Here is a 22,666-nt window from a genome sequence, read left to right on the forward strand (position 1 = left end):
CAGTCTAACGTTTGAGTGCGCGGAGTTTGCGCGTGTCGCTGTCGTAGCGGAGCGAAAGGCGGTCGACGAAGGCATCGAGCGCCTCTTTCTCTCCCGCTTCCCGGTAGCGGAGGGCGATCAGCCGGGCGCACGCGGCATCCCCGACCTTGCCCTGACAATGGGCGAAAAAGAACGCTTCGGCCTGCGCGCCCTCCCGGGCATCGAGCATGGCGCGAAGGACCTGTTCGCGGGCTTCCGGGGAGCCGTATTCGTCGTTGTCGGGCGAGGCGAAGTAGCTGTCGCGCAGCTTCACCCACTCGGGCTGGAGGGCGTATTCCGCGGCGGCTTTACGGGCCGCATGGTTGCGCACGGCGAGCCAGCCGCAGCCGATGCAGGCCAGCGCACCTATGATAAGGGCCGCCGTAAGGATTTTTCGGCGGTTGCGGGCGTGTGCTTCGGCGACCCGCTCCCCCGCCTGGTCGATGCGGCGCTGCATCCGCTCGATCCGCGCTTCGGCGTCGGGCGCTTCGCCGATCCGGCTGCGGACCGCGGCGACATCCTCCGCGAAGATGCACCTTACGGCGCGGACGATGCGCTCCCCGCGGCTGACCGGCCGGCGGCCCCGCATGCGGGGTATGAGAAGCGACAGGAGCGCCACGAGTGCCACCGCGCCCGGGAGGATGAAGAGGTTCGCCCCCGTCAGCAGAAGCGCAGCCGCGCAGAACAGGGCCGTTGCGCCGCACAAGTCGGGCAGCAGTTTGCCGAGCGTCTCCCCCATCGTGGGCGTCGGAACTCCCTCGAGCGGTTGCAGCCCCTCTTCGAGGTTCGCCAGCTGCGAATCCGTATCCGACTCGAGGCCAGAGGTGATGCTGGCGACGATCGCGTCGGCATAGTCGGCTCCGCACGAGGTGCATCGGCTTGCGGCATCTTCCATGCGGAAGCCGCAGACAGGACAGGTTTTCATCGTCGGTCGGTTTTATTCGTTACAGTCCAAAGAGCCACTGCCCCAGCGATTTGCCCTTCTCGCGGCCTGCTTCGGCCCGTTCGGCCTTGAGCGCTTCGCCTTGGGTGTCGGCCTCCTGGCGGATGCGCTCGCGCTGCATCTCCAGGTCGATCTTGCGCTGCTCGCGTTCGAGGGCTTCGGCTTCGGCCGCCGCCGCGGCAGCGTCGAGCCGCCGCAGGAAAGCGAGTACTTTGTCGTAGTTGGGACTGAGCGGGTTGCAGGCCCGGCATAGTGCCAGCGCTCCGTCGATATCGCCCTGACGGACCAGAATGTCGGCCTCGGTGACGGCCCGGGTCACCTCGTTCGCAAGCAGCTTGTCGTATACCTCAACCTTGAGTTGGGCCACCGCCTCGTATTCGTCGACGCTCTCGGGTATCATCGCCAGCGCGGTCATGGCGTCCTCGAACGCTTCGCGGGCGATGAGCGAATTGACTTTCGCCAGGATTTTGGGCATTTGACGCGCATAGTAGTCGGCGATGCTCTGCTGCACGTCGCGGATCATCTTGGCGAAGCGCACGTCGTTGATGTTCAGCCGGTTGATGAGCGAACGCATGCACGCCTCGTCGCTCTTGCCGTTGGCTTGCAGCGCGACGGTCTGGCTGACGAATACCGTGTTGTCCATCGTGTTGACCACCGCGAGCGTCAGGTCGGCGCGCACCACGCGGATGTCGGTCATGCCCGTGTCCACCGTGCCGTCGTCGGTGACGGTGAGGGTCGGCACGACCGCAAAGAATCCGCTGACGTCGGCCATGCCGTTGCGGGTGATGATCCGGCTGAGCTTGTTGCGCAGCGCCGCGGTGTTGTTCTCGCCCAGCTGGGCGGCGGTCGCCGGGTCGATCCGGACCCCCAGGTCGATGACGGTCTGTGCCGAAAGCGAAGCGTTGAGAAGCAGCAGGGCCGCGAGGGTCCCCAGTTTGCGTAGCAGGTTCATGGTCAGTCGGGTTAATAGATGATGACGTCTACGGAGTTTCCCGTGATGGTTCGCGTGATGTTGAGGTCCAGCCCCTTGAGGTATTGGTAGAGGGCCAGCGCGAAGTCGTTGACGTCGGACTGCATCCCGTCCTCGATCGAGTTGTCGACGTAGATGTCGCTGAACGCCAGCAGTGTCGCCGTGCGGCCCTGGGTGTGGTATTTCCCGTTCTTGGCGTGCCGCTTCACCCACGATACCAGGATGTCCGAAAGCGGCAGGATGTTGTTGATCTCGGTGTCCATGTTCAGCGGCGACGAGGGGTCGATCGTGAAGCGTACGGCCACGCTCTGACCCGTGGTGATCTTGGTCGCCATGCGGGTCGAAATCTGTTTCATGAAGTCGCCGATCATCGCCTTGGCCATCACCCCGCAAAGGATGTCGGCCGAGGTGCGTTTGCGGCCCGAAATCTCCGATTTGGTCGCCAGCGTGTTGCCCGTGGCCACCTCGGTGGCCTGCAGGGTCATCGACACACGGACGCCCATCGAGTTCACGTCCTGATTCATGTCGACGCTCACCGATACGTCGGCGCCCGAGTTGATGAGTATCGCATCGTCGAGCGACATGTTGTCGCCCATGCGTACGCGGTAGGTCCCGGCGTTGTTGAGGCATGTGAGCAGGTCCTTCGTCTCGACCCCCTCGCCGATGAAGCCTTCGTTGACCTTCGAAATCGCCATGCGCATGTCCGCATTGGTGCGTATGGCGTCCTCGTACGACTGGTCGTTTTTGCGGAACGGTACGACGATGATCGTCGGCATGGCGATCGCCTCCTGCGTCTCGGAGAGCGATATGTCTTTGGCATCGCGCTGGAGCAGGCCCGCCTTTTCGAGCGTGCGCCGGAGCGATTCGTGGTAGAGTTCGATCGTGGCGAAGACCTGAATGTCCTTGCCCGCGGTCTTGTTGGTGCGGTCGGCCACCGTGCAGCTGCGGATGTAGTTGGCGTAGTTGGTGGTCCCGAGGATGCGGTCGGCATACGTCTGCGCATCGGCCGAAAGCGTGCCGCCGAAGAGCGGCCGGCCGTCGTTCAGCCCGGCAATGCCGCAGAACAGATAGGTGTATACGGCCGATTTCTTGGCCATCTCGACGGCCTCTTTCTTGTTGCGGGCTATGCCCGAGCACTCCAGTACGGCGCAATTCCCGTCCATGCGCAGGAGCGTCGCGTCGGTGGAGTAATCTTGTGCCGTGCAGGGCAGCAGCGCGCACAGCGACAGGACGGAAGCGAAAAGTTTTCTGAGCATAATCCTATTTCAAATGAGGGATGTCCTCGGCCGGAACCGCCCGCATCCGGGCGGTTCCGGTGGGGGACAACCGCGTTAGACAAATCAGAATCCAAATGCACGGCCGAAGCCTTTCAGCCCGTCGCCGCGCTTGCGGTCGAGTTCGATGTAGAGCTTCTCCTGGTTGTTGAACTTCTCCTTGATGACTTCGCCCTCTTTCTTGTCCTTGATCTCGCAGCGGGTCATGCCCTCCAGCACCTCCTTGGCGATCACTTCGCCGATGGCGACGCGCGTAACCTTGGGACCCACCTTCTTCTCGGCCAGCACCTTGAAGATCGTACCGTTGGCGATACCCATTTCCGTTCCGCCCGAAATCCAGAGGTCCTTGATGACGCCCTTTTTGTCGGCTTCGCCCATTTCGAGGATGTAGGATTGCATCTTGAAGTGCTTGTTGCAGAACTGGGTCATGTCCTTGGCGATCTTCTTCATCGCATCGTTGAACGAGTCGGCGTACGACGAGAGGCTCAGCTCGCTGTACTTGTAGCTCTCCGAGCCGGCCATCGTGCCGGTGGTGATGTCGAACACCTGCAGCGTGAAGTTGATGTCGGTGTAGTAGACCCACTTGCCCTCGTCGTTGAGCTTCTTGTGCTCGTAGTGCAGTTCGACCTGCCCCTTGAGGAGTTTCTTGGCGCCCAGCTCCTTGTAGGCGGCCTCGCTCTCGGACTTCCAGTTGTCGGCGTTCACGACGTCCTCCACCTCGCGGTTCTCGTAGAGTTTCGACAGCCGCGAATCGGTCAGCGCGTCGACCACGTGGAAACGGCCCACGTTCGAGAAGCCGGTCATCACGGCCGAGCGCACGTTGTCGCGGGCGACCTGCGAGGCGCCGGACGAGTAGGTGAACGGATCGACGATGACCGTCTCTTTCTGCGGATCGGCAGGGGTCTCCTCCTGCGCACAAACAGCCGTCGCTGCGATCAGGGCCGCCAGAGCCATCAGGGTTTTGAAGCAGTTTTTCATGTTTTTTAAGGTTTGCGCTTCCCCGTGCCCGAGGAAAGCAGTTGTCAATTTGAGTTGGGTTTTATAATCGGGGAAAACGTGGGCCTCAAGCTGCCGGTTTCGAACGCGAATCCGGCGAACTACGCTTTCCGGAATCGTCGTCTCAGTTTTCGTAGCGGATCGTGTATTCCCAGCCGGAATCCTTCTCCGAAGCGCCCAGGTCCCAGTAGTCGGCCGTCCATCCCGTCGGGTAGCCGTCGGCGTCGAACTTCCAGCGAATATCCACCCTTACGCCGTCGGCGTCCGGATCGAGGTAGTTGCCGGCTACGCAGTGGGCGTTCCTGCCGAAAAAGCCGGCCAGACCGAGCATGGAGCCGATCGAAATGTTCACAAACAACGAATAGTACTCCGTGCCGTAGGCAAGGTGGTTCAGATCGAGGTTCGTCCGCATCGGCTCGTCGCTGTACCTGCAGGTTTCGAGGTAGTCACCCGACTGGCTGGGGTAGGGGTTGGGAAAGACCCCGATCGCAGTCAGGTCGCCGTTCTCCCAGGTGTAGGTCGCCGTATGACCGCTCGGATCGATGCGCTGCGAGAGCCGTCCACCGGCATAGCGGAACGCATAGGGGTCGTCGTCCCCCAAGTCCACGCTTTCGGCCAGACCCGCCGCATTGAGGTCGATCTCCGCAACGACCGCCTCCCGCGCAGAAGCGTCCGTCCACCGATCGCCGAAGATGCTGATATGATCCTCGCTTTCGTAGAAGAACTGGTAGTCATGGCCACCCCACTCCCGGGTCGATATCCAGCGGTCGAGCCGTTTTTCGTCGTCGTAAAAGAACTGTTCGCGCGCATGCCGTCGGTAGGGCTTGTTCTCGTATCCGTCATAGTACTCCACGCCGGTGATTTCGGATACGAGCCGTTCGGTGTAGGGCGCATTTCCCCCCCCCTCGTTTCCGTCCGATTCGCAGGATGACAGTGCCACGCAGCAGCAGGTACAGAGGCCGAATGCCTTCCATACGTATGGCAACATGATTGAATTGGTTTTGCCGTCTCAGAGCACCCGCAGAGACATTATACAAAAAAGAAAGCGTGGTGCTGGAAACTTATTTCAGAGTGTCGGTCCTTGCAAAACCATGAGATAAAATAAGCAACAGCCCCACGCCTGTATCCGTAAACGGATAAAGACGTAAAAGAAGTACGGCTTATTCCCCTCAATAGTAAAATTTGCAAGGTTTACACTCGGGAATAAACTTACACTTTCCGTGTTATATGTCCTGCAAATGTAAAAAACATAATCGGAAAATGCAATACCGAACCCCCTTTTTCGGGACTGTCGCTTCTGCAAATTTCAATAAAACCTTTTAAAAAAGCAATTTTACGCCCGGAATTTTCTATCGGGCCCCTCCGAATGCCTCTTTCCAAAGCGAAAAAAGCCCCGCGATCTTTCGATGCGGGGCTTGGCGACGGCCGGGAGGACCGTCAAAGATGGATCGCAGCGCCGAAGGCCGCTTCGGCAGCCTCCATGACGGCCTCGTTCATCGTCGGATGCGCGTGGACGGTGCGTGCGATCTGGTGCGCCGTAGCGCCCAGCGTGCGGGCCAGCGTGGGTTCGGCGAGCATCTCGGTGACGGATGCGCCGACCATGTGTGCGCCCAGCAGCTTGCCGTCCTCGCCGAAGAGCAGCTTGACGAATCCGTCGCGGTCGCCCGCGGCGGTCGCCTTGCCCGATGCGGTGAAAGGAAAGCGGCCGACCTTATAGGGCATCCCCTTTTCCTGCAGCTGCTGCTCGGTCATTCCGACCGATGCCACCTCGGGCTGGGTGAAGATGCACGAGGGGATGGTCGAATAATCCACCGGCTCGGGATCGAGACCGCAGATCGCCTCCACGCAGCAGATGCCCTCTGCCGAGGCGACGTGCGCCAGCGCCGGGCCGGGTACGATGTCGCCGATGGCGTAAACGCCCGGGACGTTGGTGCGGTAATACTCGTCCACCAGGACCTTCCCGCGATCGATCTGAACGCCCAGCTCTTCCAGTCCGATCCCTTCGAGATTGGACTGGATGCCAACCGCAGACAGCACCGTCTCGGCCGTAAGCGTTTCGCTCCCCTTCTTCCCCTCGATCTCCACTTCGCACGCTCCGGCCGCATTGACCCGCACCGCCTTGACGGTGGTCGAGGTGAGCACCGCGGCCCGCAGCTTGCGGAAGGCGCGCTCCATGGCTTTCGACACCTCCTCGTCCTCCAGCGGCATCAGGCGGGGCAGGTACTCGACGATGGTGACCCGTACGCCCAGCGACGCGTAGAACCAGGCGAATTCGCTGCCGATGGCGCCCGACCCCACGACGATCATTGACTGCGGGAGCCGCGTGAGCGCGAGCGCCTGCCGCGAGGTGATGACGTGCTTGCCGTCGACGGGCATGAAGGGCATTTCACGCGGGCGTGCTCCCGTGGCCAGAATGATGTGGTCGGCTTCGTACGCTATCCCGTCCACGTCGATCCGGCCGGGGGCCGTCAGGCGTCCGAAGCCATGCAGGAGTTCGATGCCGTTCTTCTTGAGCAGAAACTGCACCCCCTTGGACATGGTTTCGGCCACCCCGCGCGAGCGGGCCACGATCTTTTCCAGATCGGGACGGACCGTGCCCTCCAGCGCAAGGCCGTAGTGTTCGGCTGCGGTGCAGTAGTTATAGACCTGCGCGCTTTTGAGCAGCGCCTTGGTCGGAATGCAGCCCCAGTTGAGGCAGACGCCGCCCGCTTCGGCCCGCTCCACGAGCGCGACCCTTTTGCCCAGCTGTGCGGCGCGGATCGCGGCGACGTAGCCGCCCGGGCCGCTGCCCACGATGATGATGTCGTATTTCATGTCGATGCGTTATTTGACCGCTTTGAGCGTTTCGCCGTTATCCGCGGCCACGGCGCGTTTCCATTTCTCGTTGTAGCCCGGGAACTGAATCTTGTCGGGGATGTTCCGGCCGTGGCCGTTGTCCACGAAGTGTGCGGGTCCGCCCTCGCCGTCGAGGTAGGTCAGCACGTCGGCGTGCTCGCTCTTGACGTTCCCGTCCATGTATTTAACCAACAGGTATTTGTCCAGCTTCGACCAGCGGTCGAACAGGTCCTGCGCCGTTCGGGTGGAATAGGCGGTGAGCTTCTGCTGCCGCTGCTCCGGCCGGTCGGAGGCTGCGGCGTCCAGCTGTTTCACCTCTTCGAGTTTGGCGTTCTCCCAGGCGTCGACCGCCTTGCGGATGTCGGCCGAAATCATGTCGTAACGCATGTAGGCGAAGTTGGTCACGCGGTTGAAGAGCCAGAAGGCCGACGTGGGCGAATATTCGAGCATCGAGCCGTTGGCCTCGCTGAAACAGGCGGGGACTTCGGTGGTCGAGCAGTAAATCGGGGTCAGACACGAGGTGGCGGCATCGTCCACGCCGAACCAGAGAATACCCATGTCGTCGGGCAGCTGGGGCCGCGCCTGCGCCACGAACCAGAATCCGGTCTGCTGCGTGGCGGTCGCCCGTTCGTTGATGTAGGTCACGCCGTCGACCTCGAACTCCATCGGACGCCAGCGGTAGGGACAGGCGCTGCCGCCGGCCCCGATGTCGGTGGTCATGTCCATCGGCGTGCCCTCGTAGTGGTCGCGCATGCAGTCGAAGACGGTCTTGGGCGACACCTTGGCGCGCGGCTTCACCCAGAGGGGCATCTTGTTGGCGGGGTTGTGGCCCATCGCATAGTCGGTGTAACGGTCCATGTCATCGGCCACGGTGCGGAAGAAGGCCCAGACGCGCGCTTCGCAGGCGCGCAGGGCGCTGAAATCGGCGGGAGCATAAGCGTCCGAGAAGCTGAACGCCTCGTCCGGACCGTCGTAGTAGCCCATTTCGCGGGCGAACGTAATCACGTCGGGCGCATAGAGGCAGTTTTCGGGGTCGTCCTTCGGAAAGGTTGTGATGCGGGCCTGGTTGGCATGGGCCGAGACGTAGCCGTCAGGAATGCGGCGTGCCACCCAGACAATGCCCTTGCGCGCGTTGCCGCCCCGGCCGTCGTCCTGGAACCCCTTGCCGATCAGCTCCATGATCCACGCCTCCTCGGGGTCGACGATCGAGAACGATTCGCCGCTCGAGGCGTAGCCGTAGGTGTTGGCCAGCTCGGCGATCGTGGCGATCGCTTCGCGGGCGGTTCGGGCCCGCTGCAGGGCGATGTAGATGAGCGATCCGTAGTCGATCTGCCCCGTCGAATCGGCCAGTTCCGGACGGCCGCCGTAGGTCGTCTCGCCGATGATGAGCGAATGTTCATTCATATTGCCGACGGTCGAATAGGTCACGCCCGCCTGCGGAATGTCCCGCAGGTAGCGGCCCGAGTCCCACTCGTAGACGGGAAGCATCGCGCCGGAGGGGTGCTTGCCGCCGAGGGTGTGGTAGAGCGCCCCGTAGAGCGCGTGGGAGTCCGCGGCGTAGGAGACCATCGCCGAGCCGTCGGTCGAAGCGCCTTTCGTAACGATGAAATTCGTGCAGGCCGACGCCGCGCCGTAAACCGTCAGGGCGACACCCGCAAGGATCAGGGGTAGTTTTTTCATAGCTGTATTTCGAGTTTGGAAACAAATGTACGAAACAAAACCCAAACGGCAAAAAATCGGGCACGGGTTTCGTGTTGTACGAATTTTGCGTAAATTTACGGATCAAAACCACATAAACCATGTCTATCGCCTCCCAACTGTCGCTCGTGCGGAGCACGCTTCCCGAAAACGTCCGGTTTGTCGCCGTGTCGAAGACCCATCCTGCGGAGATGATCCGCGAGGCCTATGCCGCCGGCCACCGCCTTTTCGGCGAGAGCCGTCCGCAGGAGATGCGCGAAAAGTATGCGGCGCTGCCCAAGGATATCGAGTGGCACATGATCGGCCACCTGCAGACCAACAAGATCAAGTACATCGCCCCGTTCGTGACGCTCATCCAGTCGGTCGACAGCGCGCGCCTGGCCGAAGCCATCCAGCGCGAGGCAGCCAAATGCGACCGGGTGATCGACATCCTGCTCGAAATCCACGTGGCCAGGGAGGAGACCAAGAGCGGCTGGGACATCGAGGAGCTGAAAAACTACGTCGGCTCGGCTCCGTTCGCCCGGATGCCCAACCTCTGCGTGCGCGGGGTGATGGGGATCGCCACCAATACGGAAGACGGAGCGGTTATCCGGCGCGACTTCCGCGAGCTGAAGCGCTGCTTCGACCTGCTGCAACCCTACTTCGGTCCCCGGTTCGACACGCTCTCGATGGGCATGTCGCACGACTACGGCTACGCGCTGGAGTGCGGAACGACGATGGTGCGCATCGGGTCGCTGATCTTCGGCGAGCGCGACTATGCCGCCGAAACGGAGCGGGCCGAAGCCGAAGCGGTGGAATAGTTCTTAATACTGTACCTATGAAAATCGGATTTATCGGATTCGGAAACATGGCGCAGGCGCTCGCCGCAGGGCTGGTCCGCAGCGGAGCGCTGCAACCCGAGGCGATCGGCGCATGCGCCCGCGATCCGCAGAAGCTGCGACGCAATACCGTGGCAGCCGGGTTCCGTGCTTTCGACGATGCGGCATCGCTTGTCGGGTTCGCCGATTGGGTGGTTGTGGCCGTAAAACCGCATCAGGTCGCTCAGGTGCTGACGCCTGTCAGGGAATTGCTGACGCGGAAGATCGTCCTGTCGGTCGCGGCCGGATGGACGTTCGAGCGTTACGAAGAGCTGCTTGCGACGGGAACGCATCACCTGAGTACGATTCCCAACACGCCCGTCGCCGTCGGCGAAGGGGTGATCGTATGCGAGCGGCGTCACTCGCTCACGCAAGAGGAGTGGCGCGCGGTCGAAGCGCTCCTCGGGCGGATCGGGCTGGTGATGCAGGTCGAGACGCACCTGCTGAGCGTTTCCGGGACCGTCTGCGGCTGCGGTCCGGCATTCGTCGCCCTCTTTCTGGAGGCGCTGGCCGATGCGGCCGTCAAACACGGCGTGCCGCGCGCCGATGCCTACCGGATGGCGAGCCAGACGGTCGTCGGAACCGGGAAGCTGCAGCTTGCGACGGGCGAGCACCCCGGCCGGATGAAAGATGCGGTCTGTTCGCCGGGAGGCACGACGATCCGCGGGGTGGCCGAACTGGAGCGAAAGGGCTTCCGGGGTGCGGTGATCGACGCGGTGGATGCGATCGAAGACGACTGAAAAAAGCGATGCAGGGCCGAAACCCTGCATCGTTTTTTCTGCCCGTTATATCTACCGTACGCGCAGCTTGCGTCCCAGTCGCAGAATCGTGGTCGACTTGATGCCGTTCAGGCGGCAGATGTTCGTGACGGTCGTGCCGTATTTGCGCGCCAGCGCGCCCAGCGTGTCGCCCGAGCGGATCGTGTGGTAGCGCATGGCGGCCTTTTCGGCGGCCTCCTTCTTGTCCTGCTCCTCGTTGGCGATCTCGTCCTCGAAATCCTGCCCGGCGTTGGAGTAGATGCTGAAGAACGACTTTTTCAGCAGGAACGTCTCGCGGCAGAGCATGCCGTTTTTGAAGTCGATCAGCCGCTCGGGATCGAACGACTGTCCGTAGTAGCGCGTCTCGAAGTGGAGGTGCGGACCGGTGGAGCGCCCCGTGGAGCCGCCCAGACCGATGATCTGCCCCGCTTCGACCCACTGTCCCGGCTCGACCATTCGTTCCGAGAGGTGGCCGTAGTAGGTTTCCAGCCCGTTGTCGTGGCGGATGATGACCAGGTTGCCGTAACCGCCCTTGTTATATTGGGAGATGCGCACCCGGCCGCAGAACGTGGCGTAGACCGGATCGCCCATTTTGAGCGGCAGGTCGACGCCCTGATGCTGCCGGCGGCGGCGCGGACCGTATTTGCCGCGCGGGTGGACCGAACCCTGATAGGGGCAGTGGTAGCTGGTCAGCGAGTCGATCAGGTCGATGACCACCGACCGGGGCATCGCCGACATATCCACGTCCTTGTAGGGGAAGAGCGTGGTCGTGTCCCAGTACTTTTCGAAGATGGTGCTGTCCTTGGCGATCTCGCGGTTGCGGACGTATTTCCAGGTGTTGTTGCTGAACAGAACCACCTGCACGGCGTCATTCCCCGAATCGAGCGTGTCGATCACCGTCAGTCCGTTGGTGTCGAACGTCGATTCGATCCGCTTGGGTTGCAGGCGGATGCGCAGCGCGGCCAGCGAGTCGGCGGCTTCCGCTTCCGCTTTTGCTTCGGCCGAGGCGTCGGCGACGAGCGTGCCTGTCTCTTCCGTGGTTCCGGTTGCCGCTTGGGCAGGAGGTTCGACTGCCTCCGCAGTCGGCGGTTCGGCGGCCGAAACGGTCGAGACGACCGAAAGCGTGCCGGCTGCCAGCAGCATGAGTAGGATTTTTCTATTCATATCGTTTGCTTATTGTTTGCGGATAAACTCTTCGGCGGTCTCCAGCGCCTTGTAAAACTCCTCGCCGAAGCAGCGGACGATCGGCTCGCGGAGCGCTTTGTAGACAGGGATACCCAGCCGCTTGCCACACTCGCGCGCCGGGGCGCAGACCGACCAGCGGTGGTAGTTCAGCCCCGTCGTGCCGTTCGAGAAGCGCACGAGCCGGATCGGATAGAGGTGGCACGAGACCGGTTTGCGGAATGCGGTTTTGCCTGCATACCACGCCTTTTCGATGGCGCAGTGCGTGACGCCGTTCTCCTCGCAGGCATAGGCGCACTCGGCATCGCCGACCAGCGGCGTGGTCCGGTCGCCGTCCTCGTCGAGAACCATGAAACCCTGCCGCTCGACCGCCTCGATGCCCGCGGCGGTCATGAAGGGGCGGTAGGCTTCGTATTCGCGGGCGAGCAGGCCGACCTCCTCCTCTTCGAGCGGTGCTCCGGCGTTGCCCTCGACGCAGCAGATGCCCTTGCAGCGGGCCAGGTCGCAGGCGAAGCACTCGCGCAGCAGGTCGGCGCTTACGATTTTGTCGTCGATTTCGATCATTTGCGGCAGGTGTCGGCGATAATCAGGTCGTACAACTCTCCGAGCGTCATGCCCATCGCCCGCGCCTGTTTGGGAACGATGCTGCCGGCGCTCATGCCGGGGATGGAGTTCAGCTCGATGAAGTAGGGTTTTCCCTGAGGCGTTACGATGAAGTCGACGCGCACTACCCCGCTGCAACGGCAGGTTTTGTAGGCGTCGAGCGTCATGCGGTTCAGTTCGGCACGGACCTCGGGTGCGATGTCGGCCGGGGTGATCTCCTCCGAGCGGCCGGCGGTGTACTTGGCCTCGTAGTCGAAAAACTCCTTTTTAGGCACGATCTCCGTCTCGGGGAAGAGGTATTCGCGGCCGCCGGCGACCATGACGCCGCAGCCGATTTCGCGCCCGGCGATGCACTCCTCGATCAGGATTTCGTCACCCTGGGCGAAAGCCGCGGCGACGGCTGCGGGCAGCTCTTCGGCGGTGTGCACTTTCGTCACGCCGAACGAGGAGCCGTTGGCATTGGGTTTCACGAAGAGCGGCAGGCCCAGGCGGGCGACGATCCGCTCCGCGTCGCAGGCTTCGCCGCGTCGCAGGAAGACCTCGCGGGCGAGGTTGACACGGCCTGCGAGCGTGCGTTTGGTGGTGATCTTGTCGAAGGTGATGACCGACGAGGTCATCGAGCACGACGAATAGGGAATTTCCATCATGTCGAGGTAGCCTTGCAGTTTGCCGTCCTCGCCCGGGGTTCCGTGGATGATGATGAGCGCATAGTCGAACGCTTTGCGCACGCCGTCGACCGTGAGCGAGAAGTCGTTCTTGTCGACCTGCCATTGTCGTCCGTCGGGGGCGGTGTAGTGCCAGTCGCGGCGGTGGAGGTCGATGAGCGTGATGTCGTATTTGGCGTGATCGAGGGCCGCCTCGATCTGTGCCGCGCTTTGCAGGGCGATTTCGCGCTCGGGCGAGTCGCCGCCCGCCAACAGCGCTATTTTCAAACGGGTCATATCAGGGGTTGTAGATGTCTTTGTATCGAAATTCGAGTATCTCGCGCACCATGCCGGCCAGCTGCCGCGCCTCGGCGTGCGCGTCGTCGAGCGCAAGAATACGGTTGAAGTCGTTCAGGGCAGCGCCCCACTCGTTTAGCCGGTAGTGGAGCTTGCCCCTTTCGAGGTAGAGTGCGGTGTTCTCCGGCTCGGCGGCGATCTGCGCCGCGAGGGCCGCGATGCGCGATGCGGGGCTCCAGAGCCTCTTGCGGTGGATGTACTCCGCCACCCCGCTGTCGATCAGCTGCGAGGCGTCTTCGCCCCGTTCGATACGTTCGCGTACCTGCGTGGCGGAGAACTCCTGCAACGGTGCGTCGGCGAGCAGCGTGGTGCGGTCGGCGAATTTGCGCGACGTTTCCCCGCGCCGCGGATAGACGTAGACGGGGTATTCCAGGATTTTTTCGTACTCCTTCCAGCCGTCGAGACCCTCTATCTGGTCGCTGCCCATCAGGATCGAGAAACGCATGTCCGTACCGAAATTCTCCTCCAGATAGCGCAGCGTGTCGATCGTGTAGGAGGGTTTGGGCAGCATGAACTCGATGACCGAGGGCCGGATCTTTTCGGGGTATTTCGAAGCCTTGCAGGCGATTTCAGCCATCTCGAACCGGTCCATCTCCGGGGCCAGCCCGGCCGCGGGCTTGTAGGGACTTTGCGGGGAGACGACGAGGGCCGCCTCGTCGCACAGCCCGCGCTCCACCACGTACTCCGCAAGGGCGATGTGGCCCTTGTGCACCGGGTTGAACGACCCGAAATAGAGCATCATGCGTTTCATCGGAGCGGACCGGTAAAGGTGTCGAGGATGCGCACGGTCTGCTCGACGGCCTCGTCCAGATCGTCGTTCACCACCACATGATCGAACTCGGGCGCTTTGGTCAGTTCGAACTCGGCCTTGGCCACGCGGCGGTCGATGACCTCCGGTGCGTCCGTGCCGCGCCCTTCGAGACGATGGCGCAATTCTTCGACCGAGGGGGGCATGACGAAGATCGAGCAGGCGTCGGAGCCGAAGATGCGCTTGAGGTTGATGCCGCCGATCACGTCCACATCGAAGACGATGACGTGCCCTTTGGCCCAGATGCGTTCGACCTCGCTGCGCAGCGTGCCGTAGCAGGTTCCCTTGTAGACCTCCTCCCACTCCACGAAGCGGTTCTCGGAGACGGCCTGCATGAAGTCCGCGTGGGTGAAGAAGTGATAGTCCACCCCGTCGCGTTCGCAGCCGCGCGGGGCACGGCTGGTGGCCGATACCGAGAACTCGAACTGCGGAAAGCGCTCCAGCAGCGCCCGCACGATGGTGGTCTTGCCCGATCCGCTCGGCGCGGAGAAGATGACTACTTTACCCATAAAAGTATAAATTAAGAATTAACAATTAAGAATTAAGAATTGTTTTTTTGCGCTTGCATCGGCTGTGTGACACGCAATCTAATTTATATTTTATATAATTTTTAATTCTAAATTCTTAATTTTTAATTGAACATTCTGTCCTACAGAATGTTCAGAACCTGTTCCTTGATCTTTTCCAGCTCGTCCTTCATCTGGATGACCAAAACCTGGATGTCCGCCTGGTTGGCCTTCGAGCCGAGCGTGTTGATCTCGCGGCCCATCTCCTGGGCAATGAAACCCAGCTTGCGGCCCGCGGCCTGCTCCGCGGCGGCCACTTCGCGGAAATAGTTGCAGTGGTTCTTCAGCCGCACCTTCTCCTCGGTGATGTCCAGCTTTTCGAGGTAGAAGATCATCTCCTGCTCGAGCCGGTTGCGGTCCACATCGACTTTCAGCTGTGCAAGCCCCTCCAGAATACGGGCCTTGACGGTTTCGACGCGCGTCTTTTCATAGGGTTCGACCTCCCGCAGGCAGGCTTCGATCTTGTCCACGCGTTGCAGCAGGTCGGCGATCAGAATCGCCCCCTCCTGCGTGCGGAATGCGTCCAGCTCCGCGGCGGCCCGCTCGACGGCCGACAGCAGCGCGGCGTGCTCCTCGTCGGAGATCGTCTCCGCATCGGTCGACACCACGTCGGGAAGCCGCATGATGCAGGGAACCAAAGCGTCGTAGTCGGCGTCGATGCCCGAGAACGAGAGTGCGTCGTTCATCTGACGGAGGTATTCGCGGAACGCCTCGCGGTTGATGCGCGCGGCGGTCTGCACGGCCTGCGACTCGATCGTCACGAAGACGTCGACCTTGCCGCGCTCGACCGCGCGGGCGATCAGGTTGCGGATTTCGTATTCCGCCTGCCGGTAGACGCCCGGCAGGCGGAGGTTGAGGTCCAGCTGTTTGGAGTTGAGTGAGCGGATCTCGACGGTGATCTTCTTATTGGGAAGCGCGGCCTCGGCCTTGCCGAAGCCCGTCATCGATTTGACCATGATGCGGGGTTTTATTTCGGCAAAAATAATAAAAACTATTCAAAATGCCGAGCGATCCGTTCAGGGAGTGAAATTTATTTGGCGAAGTGTTGCTCGGGAAGAAATATTTTATATATATTTGTGTTAGCAAGCTAACAGATAGAAACGGAAACGTCTAATTCACCTATCAGATCATTATGAAAAAGCACAATTTCAATGCAGGACCCTCCATCCTGCCGCAGGAGGTTATCGAGCGGGCCGCCCGGGCGATCGTCGATTTCAACGGATCGGGTCTCTCGCTGCTTTCGATCTCGCACCGAACCAAGGATTTCGAAGCGGTCGTGGCCGAGGCCGACGCCCTGTTCCGCGAACTGCTCAACATCCCCGACAACTACAAGATTTTCTACGTCGGCGGCGGCGCGAGCACGCTCTTCTACGAGGTTCCGGCCAATTTCCTGGCAAAGAAGGCGGGCTATGTGAATACGGGCGTCTGGTCGAAGAAGGCCATCAAGGAGGCCAAACGCTACGGCGAAATCGAAGTGCTGGCCACCTCCGAGGATAAAAACTTCACCTACATTCCCAAGGGCTTCGCCATCCCCGAGGATCTCGACTACCTCCATATCACCACCAACAACACCATCTACGGTACGGAATACCACGAGGACCTTTCGTCGCCCGTGCCTCTCGTCGCCGACATGTCGTCCGACATCCTGTCGCGTCCGGTCGACATTTCGAAGTACGCCATGATCTACGGCGGTGCGCAGAAGAACCTGGCTCCGGCGGGCGTGGTCTTCGCCATCATCCGCGAGGACATGCTCGACAAGCAGGTGCGCGACCTGCCGTCGATGGTGTCGTTCCGCACCCACGTGGAGAACAACTCCATGTACAACACCCCGCCCGTCTTCCCCATTTACGTGCTGATGGAGACGCTGCGCTGGCTCAAGTCGATCGGCGGTGTCGAGGAGATTTACCGCCGCAACCGGGAGAAGGCCGCCCTGCTCTATGCCGAGATCGACCGCAACCCGCTCTTCCGCGGTACGGTCGCCAAGGAGGACCGTTCGCTGATGAATATCTGCTTCGTGATGGAGGAGGGATACGAGGAGCTGGCTCCCGAGTTCCTCGAGTTCGCCAAGAGCCGCGGCATGGTGGGCATCAAGGGCCACCGGCTGGTGGGCGGATTCCGCGCATCGTGCTACAACGCCCTGCCCCGGGAGAGCGTCGAGGCGCTCGTGGCCTGCATGCAGGAGTTCGAAAAGGAGCATGCGAAGTAGGCCATGTGCCCCACCATCGTCCCCTACATGCGGGAAGTGAAAAAAGAGAAAGAGATTTATTTCACCTCATTGGTCGATACTATGAAAATACTGGTTGCAACCGAGAAGCCTTTTGCCAAAAAGGCTGTCGACGGAATCCGCGGAATCGTGGAAGGGGCGGGCTATGAACTCTCCCTGCTCGAGAAATATACCGACAAGGCGCAGCTGCTCGAGGCCGTCGCCGACGCCGATGCGCTGATTATCCGCAGCGACAAGGTGACCGCCGAGGTCATCGCCGCGGCGAAGAACCTCAAGATCGTCGTGCGGGCCGGAGCGGGTTACGACAACGTGGACCTCGCGGCCGCCACGGCGCGCGGAATCGTGGTGATGAATACCCCGGGTCAGAACTCCAACGCCGTGGCCGAGCTGGCCATCGCCATGATGATCTTCATGGCCCGCAACCGCTTCACACCCGGTACGGGTTCCGAGATTCAGGGCAAGACCCTCGGCATCCACGCTTACGGCAACGTGGGCAAGCTGGTCGGCCGCAAGGGCAGGGCCATGGGCATGAAAGTGCTGGCGTACGATCCGTTCATCACCGACGCAGCCGTTTTCGAGGCCGACGGCGTGGAGACGGTCGCCTCCGTGGCGGAGCTTTACAAGCGTTCCGACTACCTGTCGCTGCACATTCCGGCCACGGCCGAGACGAAGGGTTCGATCGGCTATGAGCTGCTGATGTCGATGCCCAAGGGGGCGACGCTGGTCAACACCGCCCGCAAGGAGGTGATCGACGAGGAGGGGCTGCGCCGGGCGCTGGCCGAACGCGAGGATCTGAAGTACATCACCGACATCGCCCCTGCCAACCAGGCGGAGCTGGACGAGCAGTTCGGCAAACGGGTCTTCGCCACGGCGAAGAAGATGGGCGCGGAGACCGCCGAGGCCAATATCAATGCAGGGTTGGCCGCCGCCAGTCAGATCGTGGACTTCTTCAAAAACGGTACGACCCGTTTCCAGGTCAACAAGTAGTCTCACCGATGCGGCGGGGCGGGTGCTTCCTGCCCCGCCGCATCGTATTGATGTGCCATCCCCGAAAACGCAAGGCTTGCCGAGCCGGAAAGCCTTTCCCTGGAAAGGCCTGACCGTCGAACCCGGCCCGGGGCCGCGAGCGGGATGTTCTAAAAGCGGAGGTGGTACAAAGAATACTCATCGCTTTATAATGTCTTAATTCATGGTAAGAATCAAACCTTTCCGCGGGATACGCCCCCCGAAGGAGTACGCCTCCGAAGTGGCGTCGCGTCCGTACGACGTGCTGAACTCGGCCGAAGCCAAGGCCGAAGCCACCGAGCGTTCGCTGCTGCATATCATCAAACCCGAGATCGATTTCGATCCCATCGCCGACGAACATTCGCAGCAGGTCTATGACAAGGCCGTGGAGAATTTCCGCAGGTGGCGCAGGGAGGGGTGGCTGCAGCAGGACCCCGAGGAGTACTACTATATTTATGCGCAGACGATGGACGGCCGCACGCAGTACGGTCTGACGATGTGCTGCCACTTCGAGGACTACCTCGCGGGCGCCATCAAGAAGCACGAACTGACGCGGCCCGACAAGGAGGAGGACCGCATGATCCACGTCCGCAACCAGCAGGCCAACATCGAACCGGTGTTCTTCGCCTACCCCGACAATGCGGAGATCGACGCCATCGTCGCCGACGTGGTGAAGAACAATGCGCCGGAGTACGACTTCACGGCCGAGGACGGCTTCGGCCATCAGCTCTGGGTCATCCGCGACAAGCGGACCAACGACCGCATCACGGAGATTTTCGCCGGCATCCCGGCGCTTTACGTGGCCGACGGCCACCACCGCACCGCCGCCGCCGCACGCGTGGGACAGGAGTGCAAGGCCAAGAACCCGAACCACACGGGCGAGGAGGAGTACTGCTACTTCCTCGCGGTGACCTTCCCCGCCAACCAGCTGCGCATCATCGACTACAACCGCGTGGTCCGCGACCTGAACGGGTTGACCCCCGCCCAGCTGGTCGAGAAACTCCGCGAGAGCTTCACCGTCGAGGACAAGGGCACGGAGGAGTACCGTCCGACGGGGCTGCACAACTTCTCGATGTATCTCGACGGACATTGGTGGAGCCTGACGGCCAAGCCCGGCACGTACGACGACAACGACCCGATCGGGGTGCTGGACGTTACGGTGCTGTCGAATCTGGTGCTGGACAAGATTTTGGACATCAAGGACCTGCGTACCTCAAAGCGAATCGACTTTGTGGGCGGCATCCGCGGCCTGGGCGAGCTGAAGCGGCGCGTGGACAGCGGCGAGATGAAGGCGGCGTTCGCCCTCTACCCCGTCTCGATGCAGCAGCTCATCAACATCGCCGACACGGGCAACATCATGCCCCCGAAGACGACGTGGTTCGAACCCAAACTCCGATCGGGCGTGGTGATCCACTCCTTCGAATAGGCGGCGCCTCACGGCATGGCACGGCGGGGAATTCGTTATTTTCCCCTCCGTGCCGTGTTTTGTTTCGGGCATTATGCTTTGGAACCGTTTTTTCGGGTCTTTCGGCACGTTTTTCGGCCGGAATATAAGATTTGATCCGAGAAATTGCTAACTTTGATCCAATCTCAACCCCTTAAAATCAGGAGCTATGAAATGGTTTGTAAAATGTATCAAGAACTACGTCAACTTCAAAGGGCGCGCACGCCGTGCCGAGTACTGGTATTTCGTGCTGTTCTCAGCGATCTTCATGTTGGTGGCGACGCTCCTCGACGCGCTCGTCGGAAGCACGCGGCACATATTCTACGGATTGCTCGGACTGTTCCTGATCCTGCCGAGCCTCGCCGTTCAGGTGCGCCGCCTGCACGACACCAACCGCAGCGGCATGCGGCTGCTCTGGATGCTGCTCGCCTATGTGCTGTGGATCGTTTTACTTTTCGTGTTCGGACTGGGCGCATTCATCAGCGGGGGCGGCGCTTCGACGTCGACGATCTTCCTGCTGCTTCTGGGCGTCGGCGGTGTCGGTTTCCTCGTATGGGGTATTCTCTTCCTCGTTTGGTACTGCACGGCGGGAACCGAAGGGGAAAATAAATACGGACCCGATCCCAAGGCCGAAGCGTAGGCCGAAAAGTTTTGTTTGCAGCGAGTTCGGACCCGGGCGGTCCGGACTCGTTTGTTCTTATCCGTTACCGGAGCGGAAAGATTTCTCCCGGATAATTAGTTTTTCAGCGATTTTTTTGTATATTTGTAAGGAACTTACATTAACTATGGCGTTATGGCTAAAATCAAAGGAACAATCGTTGTCGACCGGGAGCGCTGCAAAGGGTGCGGGGTCTGTGTGTCCTCGTGTCCGTGCGATGTGCTGAACCTGTCGGCAGAGGTGAACGGCAAGGGTTATCCCGTGGCTCAGATGGTCAATCCCGATGCCTGCACGGGCTGTGCTTCGTGTGCGGTGATCTGCCCCGACAGTGTCATCACGGTTTATCGTCAAAAATTCGAATAGGCTATGGCAGAGAAAGAGGTAAAATTGATGAAGGGCAACGAGGTGATCGCCCATGCTGCGATCCGATACGGTTGCGACGGGTATTTCGGCTACCCCATCACGCCCCAGTCGGAGGTGATGGAGACGCTCATGGAACTCAAACCGTGGGAGACCACGGGCATGGTCGTCTTGCAGGCTGAATCGGAGATCTCTTCGATCAACATGGTCTACGGCGGCGCTTCGACCGGAAAACGGGTGATGACCTCCTCGTCCAGCCCCGGCATTTCGCTCATGGCCGAGGGGATCAGCTACCTGGCCGGCGCGGAGCTGCCCTGCCTGATAATCAACTGCCAGCGCGGCGGTCCGGGTCTGGGTACGATCCAGCCTTCGCAGGGCGACTATTTCCAGGCGTGCAAAGGCGGCGGCCACGGCGACTACCACCTGATCGTTTTCGCGCCCAACTCCGTGCAGGAGATGCACGACCATGTGTTCGAGGCGTTCGACCTGGCTTTCAAATACCGCAACCCTGCGATGATCCTCGCCGACGGTGCGATCGGTCAGATGATGGAGAAAGTGGTCCTGGCGCCGCAGCGTCCCCGCAAGACCGACGCCGAGATCGCCGCCGAGTGCCGCACCTGGGCCACCTACGGCAAGCCGGCCGACCGCGAGCGGAACATCGTAACGTCGCTCGAATTGCAGTCCGAGAAGATGGAGATCATCAACCAGCGCCTGCAGGCCAAGTACAAGGCGATGGAGGAGAACGAAGTGCGCTTCGAAGCGGTCGACTGCGACGATGCGGACTACGTGATCGTGGCGTTCGGCTCGTCGGCCCGCATCTGCTCGGCCACGGTCGAGATGGCGCGCGCCGAAGGGCTGAAGGTCGGTCTGCTGCGTCCCATCACGCTCTACCCCTTCCCGACCAAGCAGATCGCCCAGCTTGCGGCACGCGGCGTCAAGGGCTTCCTTTCGGCCGAGCTGAACGCCGGGCAGATGGTCGAGGACGTCCGACTGGCCGTCAACGGAGCGGCTCCCGTCGCGCATTACGGCCGTCAGGGAGGCATGCTCTTCGCGCCCGACGAAGTGCTCGCGGCGCTCAAGGAAAAACTGATCGATAAAAAGTAAAGACTATGGCAGAGGTTGAAATCAAACAGGAGAATCTGGTTTACGCAAAACCGAAGCTCATTACCGATAACGTCATGCACTACTGCCCCGGTTGCAGCCACGGTACGGTGCATAAACTCATCGCCGAGGTCGTCGAGGAGATGGGGCTTGCCGACAAGACCGTGGGTGTTTCGCCCGTGGGCTGTTCGGTGTTCGCCTACAACTACATCGACATCGACTGGATCGAGGCTGCGCACGGACGCGCGTTGGCGGTGGCTACGGCGGTCAAAAGGCTCTATCCGGGCAATATGGTCTTCACCTACCAGGGCGACGGCGACCTGTCGGCCATCGGTACGGCCGAGTCGATCCATGCGGCGGCCCGCGGCGAGAATGTGGTGGCGATCTACATCAACAACGCCATCTACGGCATGACCGGCGGTCAGATGGCCCCGACTACCCTGCTGGGCATGAAGACCGCCACGACCCCCTACGGGCGCGATCCGCGGCTGAACGGCTATCCCTACAAGATCGCCGAGATGATGGCCCACCTCGACGGAGCGACCTACATCACGCGCCAGAGCGTGCACAACGCCGCCAACGTGCGCAAGTGCAAGCGGGCGATCCGCAAGGCGTTCGAGAACTCGATGGCCGGCAAGGGCTTCTCGCTGGTGGAGGTCGTATCGACCTGCAACAGCGGCTGGAAACTCTCGCCCGTGGCTTCGAACGAGTGGCTCGAGAAGAACATGCTGCCCTTCTATCCGCTGGGCGATATCAAGGACGTAAAATAAGAGGACAGAGATGAAAGAAACGTTGATTATTGCAGGATTCGGAGGACAGGGTGTCCTTTCGATGGGTAAGATACTGGCTTACTCGGGCGTCATGCAGGATTTCGAGGTCACGTGGATGCCCTCTTACGGTCCCGAGATGCGCGGCGGTACGGCGAACGTGACGGTGATCCTTTCCGACCGGAAGATTTCGTCGCCCATCGCACACGAGTTCGACACGGCGATCATTCTGAACCAGCAGTCGATGGAGAAGTTTGAGCCGATGATCCGGCCGGGCGGCGTGCTGATCTACGACACGAACGGCATCACGCGCCATCCCGTGCGCGAGGATATTTCGGTCTACGCGATCGATGCCACGGCCGAGTGTGCGAAGATGGGACAGGCCAAACTCTTCAACACGATGATTCTGGGCGGCTACCTGAAGGTATGCCCCGTCGTCGAGATGGAGAATGTGCTGGTCGGCCTGAAGAAGTCGCTTCCCGAACGCGCCTGGAAGATGCTGCCCGAGAACGAGAAGGCGATCCGCCACGGCGGGGAGATTATCCGGAAGATTCGCTGACATAATTGCAGATCGAGAGGCGCCCGGGAATTTCCCGGG

Annotated in this window: 23 protein-coding genes; 10 read left to right on the forward strand and 13 right to left on the reverse strand. The window is 61.2% G+C overall.

The features are described 5' to 3' along the window. Positions 1–4: 4 nt before the first annotated feature. The 7 genes from ACMO9O_RS09900 to ACMO9O_RS09930 all read right to left on the reverse strand — a co-directional run bounded on the left by ACMO9O_RS09900 (position 5) and on the right by ACMO9O_RS09930 (position 8,716). Positions 5–943 (reverse strand): hypothetical protein, encoded by a 939-nt coding sequence (locus ACMO9O_RS09900; RefSeq protein ID WP_418983703.1) that lies wholly within the window; start codon positions 941–943, stop codon positions 5–7. A gap of 19 nt (positions 944–962) precedes the next feature. Beyond that, positions 963–1,913: a hypothetical protein gene (locus ACMO9O_RS09905; RefSeq protein ID WP_418983704.1), complete on the reverse strand. Its 951-nt coding sequence runs from the start codon at positions 1,911–1,913 to the stop codon at positions 963–965. A gap of 11 nt (positions 1,914–1,924) precedes the next feature. Then, positions 1,925–3,187, reverse strand: a complete 1,263-nt coding sequence (locus ACMO9O_RS09910) for a DUF6175 family protein (RefSeq protein WP_418983705.1) — start codon at positions 3,185–3,187, stop codon at positions 1,925–1,927. Between the two features lie 84 nt (positions 3,188–3,271). Beyond that, the gene (locus tag ACMO9O_RS09915; protein ID WP_418983706.1) at positions 3,272–4,183 is read right to left on the reverse strand and encodes a hypothetical protein; all 912 of its coding nucleotides are present in this window, start codon (positions 4,181–4,183) and stop codon (positions 3,272–3,274) included. A gap of 142 nt (positions 4,184–4,325) precedes the next feature. Beyond that, positions 4,326–5,189 carry a hypothetical protein gene (locus tag ACMO9O_RS09920; protein WP_418983707.1) on the reverse strand — a complete coding sequence of 288 codons (864 nt, stop codon included), beginning with the start codon at positions 5,187–5,189 and terminating at the stop codon, positions 4,326–4,328. A gap of 449 nt (positions 5,190–5,638) precedes the next feature. After that, complete coding sequence (lpdA, locus tag ACMO9O_RS09925) at positions 5,639–7,015, reverse strand: dihydrolipoyl dehydrogenase (protein WP_418983708.1); 1,377 nt, start codon at positions 7,013–7,015, stop codon at positions 5,639–5,641. Between the two features lie 9 nt (positions 7,016–7,024). Beyond that, complete coding sequence (locus ACMO9O_RS09930) at positions 7,025–8,716, reverse strand: C69 family dipeptidase (protein ID WP_418983709.1); 1,692 nt, start codon at positions 8,714–8,716, stop codon at positions 7,025–7,027. 119 nt (positions 8,717–8,835) lie between these two features. On the opposite strand from ACMO9O_RS09930, the gene ACMO9O_RS09935 reads away from it, so the two are divergent. Continuing rightward, entirely contained in the window at positions 8,836–9,534 is a 699-nt protein-coding gene (locus ACMO9O_RS09935; RefSeq protein ID WP_418983710.1) for a YggS family pyridoxal phosphate-dependent enzyme, read from the forward strand. A 17-nt stretch (positions 9,535–9,551) separates the two neighbouring features. After that, positions 9,552–10,331 carry a pyrroline-5-carboxylate reductase gene (proC, locus tag ACMO9O_RS09940; protein WP_418983711.1) on the forward strand — a complete coding sequence of 260 codons (780 nt, stop codon included), beginning with the start codon at positions 9,552–9,554 and terminating at the stop codon, positions 10,329–10,331. A 51-nt stretch (positions 10,332–10,382) separates the two neighbouring features. Here proC and ACMO9O_RS09945 read toward each other — a convergent pair whose 3' ends face one another. From ACMO9O_RS09945 to ACMO9O_RS09970, 6 genes are all read right to left on the reverse strand, one after another. Continuing rightward, the gene (locus tag ACMO9O_RS09945) at positions 10,383–11,513 is read right to left on the reverse strand and encodes a peptidoglycan DD-metalloendopeptidase family protein (protein WP_418983712.1); all 1,131 of its coding nucleotides are present in this window, start codon (positions 11,511–11,513) and stop codon (positions 10,383–10,385) included. A 9-nt stretch (positions 11,514–11,522) separates the two neighbouring features. Further along, positions 11,523–12,095, reverse strand: coding sequence for a DUF3109 family protein (locus tag ACMO9O_RS09950; RefSeq protein ID WP_418983713.1), 573 nt, complete (start codon positions 12,093–12,095; stop codon positions 11,523–11,525). Continuing rightward, positions 12,092–13,075: a D-alanine--D-alanine ligase family protein gene (locus ACMO9O_RS09955; protein ID WP_418983714.1), complete on the reverse strand. Its 984-nt coding sequence runs from the start codon at positions 13,073–13,075 to the stop codon at positions 12,092–12,094. Before ACMO9O_RS09955 ends, ACMO9O_RS09950 begins: the two co-directional genes overlap by 4 nt. Before the next feature lies 1 nt (position 13,076). Next, positions 13,077–13,886 (reverse strand): nicotinate (nicotinamide) nucleotide adenylyltransferase, encoded by an 810-nt coding sequence (gene nadD, locus ACMO9O_RS09960; RefSeq protein WP_418983715.1) that lies wholly within the window; start codon positions 13,884–13,886, stop codon positions 13,077–13,079. Then, on the reverse strand, positions 13,883–14,452 hold the full coding sequence (gene gmk, locus ACMO9O_RS09965; protein ID WP_418983716.1) for a guanylate kinase: 570 nt from the start codon (positions 14,450–14,452) through the stop codon (positions 13,883–13,885). Before gmk ends, nadD begins: the two co-directional genes overlap by 4 nt. Before the next feature lie 140 nt (positions 14,453–14,592). Continuing rightward, positions 14,593–15,453 (reverse strand): YicC/YloC family endoribonuclease, encoded by an 861-nt coding sequence (locus ACMO9O_RS09970; protein WP_418983959.1) that lies wholly within the window; start codon positions 15,451–15,453, stop codon positions 14,593–14,595. 188 nt (positions 15,454–15,641) lie between these two features. On the opposite strand from ACMO9O_RS09970, the gene serC reads away from it, so the two are divergent. From serC to ACMO9O_RS10010, 8 genes are all read left to right on the forward strand, one after another. Further along, positions 15,642–16,715: a 3-phosphoserine/phosphohydroxythreonine transaminase gene (gene serC / locus ACMO9O_RS09975; protein WP_418983717.1), complete on the forward strand. Its 1,074-nt coding sequence runs from the start codon at positions 15,642–15,644 to the stop codon at positions 16,713–16,715. A gap of 81 nt (positions 16,716–16,796) precedes the next feature. Beyond that, the gene (locus ACMO9O_RS09980; protein WP_418983718.1) at positions 16,797–17,720 is read left to right on the forward strand and encodes a 3-phosphoglycerate dehydrogenase; all 924 of its coding nucleotides are present in this window, start codon (positions 16,797–16,799) and stop codon (positions 17,718–17,720) included. 202 nt (positions 17,721–17,922) lie between these two features. Next, complete coding sequence (locus ACMO9O_RS09985) at positions 17,923–19,164, forward strand: DUF1015 domain-containing protein (protein ID WP_418983719.1); 1,242 nt, start codon at positions 17,923–17,925, stop codon at positions 19,162–19,164. Positions 19,165–19,351: 187 nt separating this feature from the next. After that, on the forward strand, positions 19,352–19,822 hold the full coding sequence (locus ACMO9O_RS09990; RefSeq protein ID WP_418983720.1) for a DUF805 domain-containing protein: 471 nt from the start codon (positions 19,352–19,354) through the stop codon (positions 19,820–19,822). Between the two features lie 153 nt (positions 19,823–19,975). After that, on the forward strand, positions 19,976–20,203 hold the full coding sequence (locus tag ACMO9O_RS09995; protein WP_418983721.1) for a 4Fe-4S binding protein: 228 nt from the start codon (positions 19,976–19,978) through the stop codon (positions 20,201–20,203). A gap of 3 nt (positions 20,204–20,206) precedes the next feature. Continuing rightward, positions 20,207–21,304 (forward strand): 3-methyl-2-oxobutanoate dehydrogenase subunit VorB, encoded by a 1,098-nt coding sequence (locus tag ACMO9O_RS10000; protein WP_418983722.1) that lies wholly within the window; start codon positions 20,207–20,209, stop codon positions 21,302–21,304. A gap of 5 nt (positions 21,305–21,309) precedes the next feature. Further along, positions 21,310–22,071, forward strand: a complete 762-nt coding sequence (locus ACMO9O_RS10005) for a thiamine pyrophosphate-dependent enzyme (protein ID WP_418983723.1) — start codon at positions 21,310–21,312, stop codon at positions 22,069–22,071. Positions 22,072–22,081: 10 nt separating this feature from the next. Next, a complete protein-coding gene (locus ACMO9O_RS10010) occupies positions 22,082–22,627 on the forward strand; it encodes a 2-oxoacid:acceptor oxidoreductase family protein (RefSeq protein ID WP_418983724.1) in 546 nt (181 codons plus the stop codon). Positions 22,628–22,666: the final 39 nt, after the last annotated feature.

Origin of the sequence: Alistipes sp., from assembly GCF_048465635.1 — a bacterium.
Lineage (GTDB): Bacteria > Bacteroidota > Bacteroidia > Bacteroidales > Rikenellaceae > Alistipes.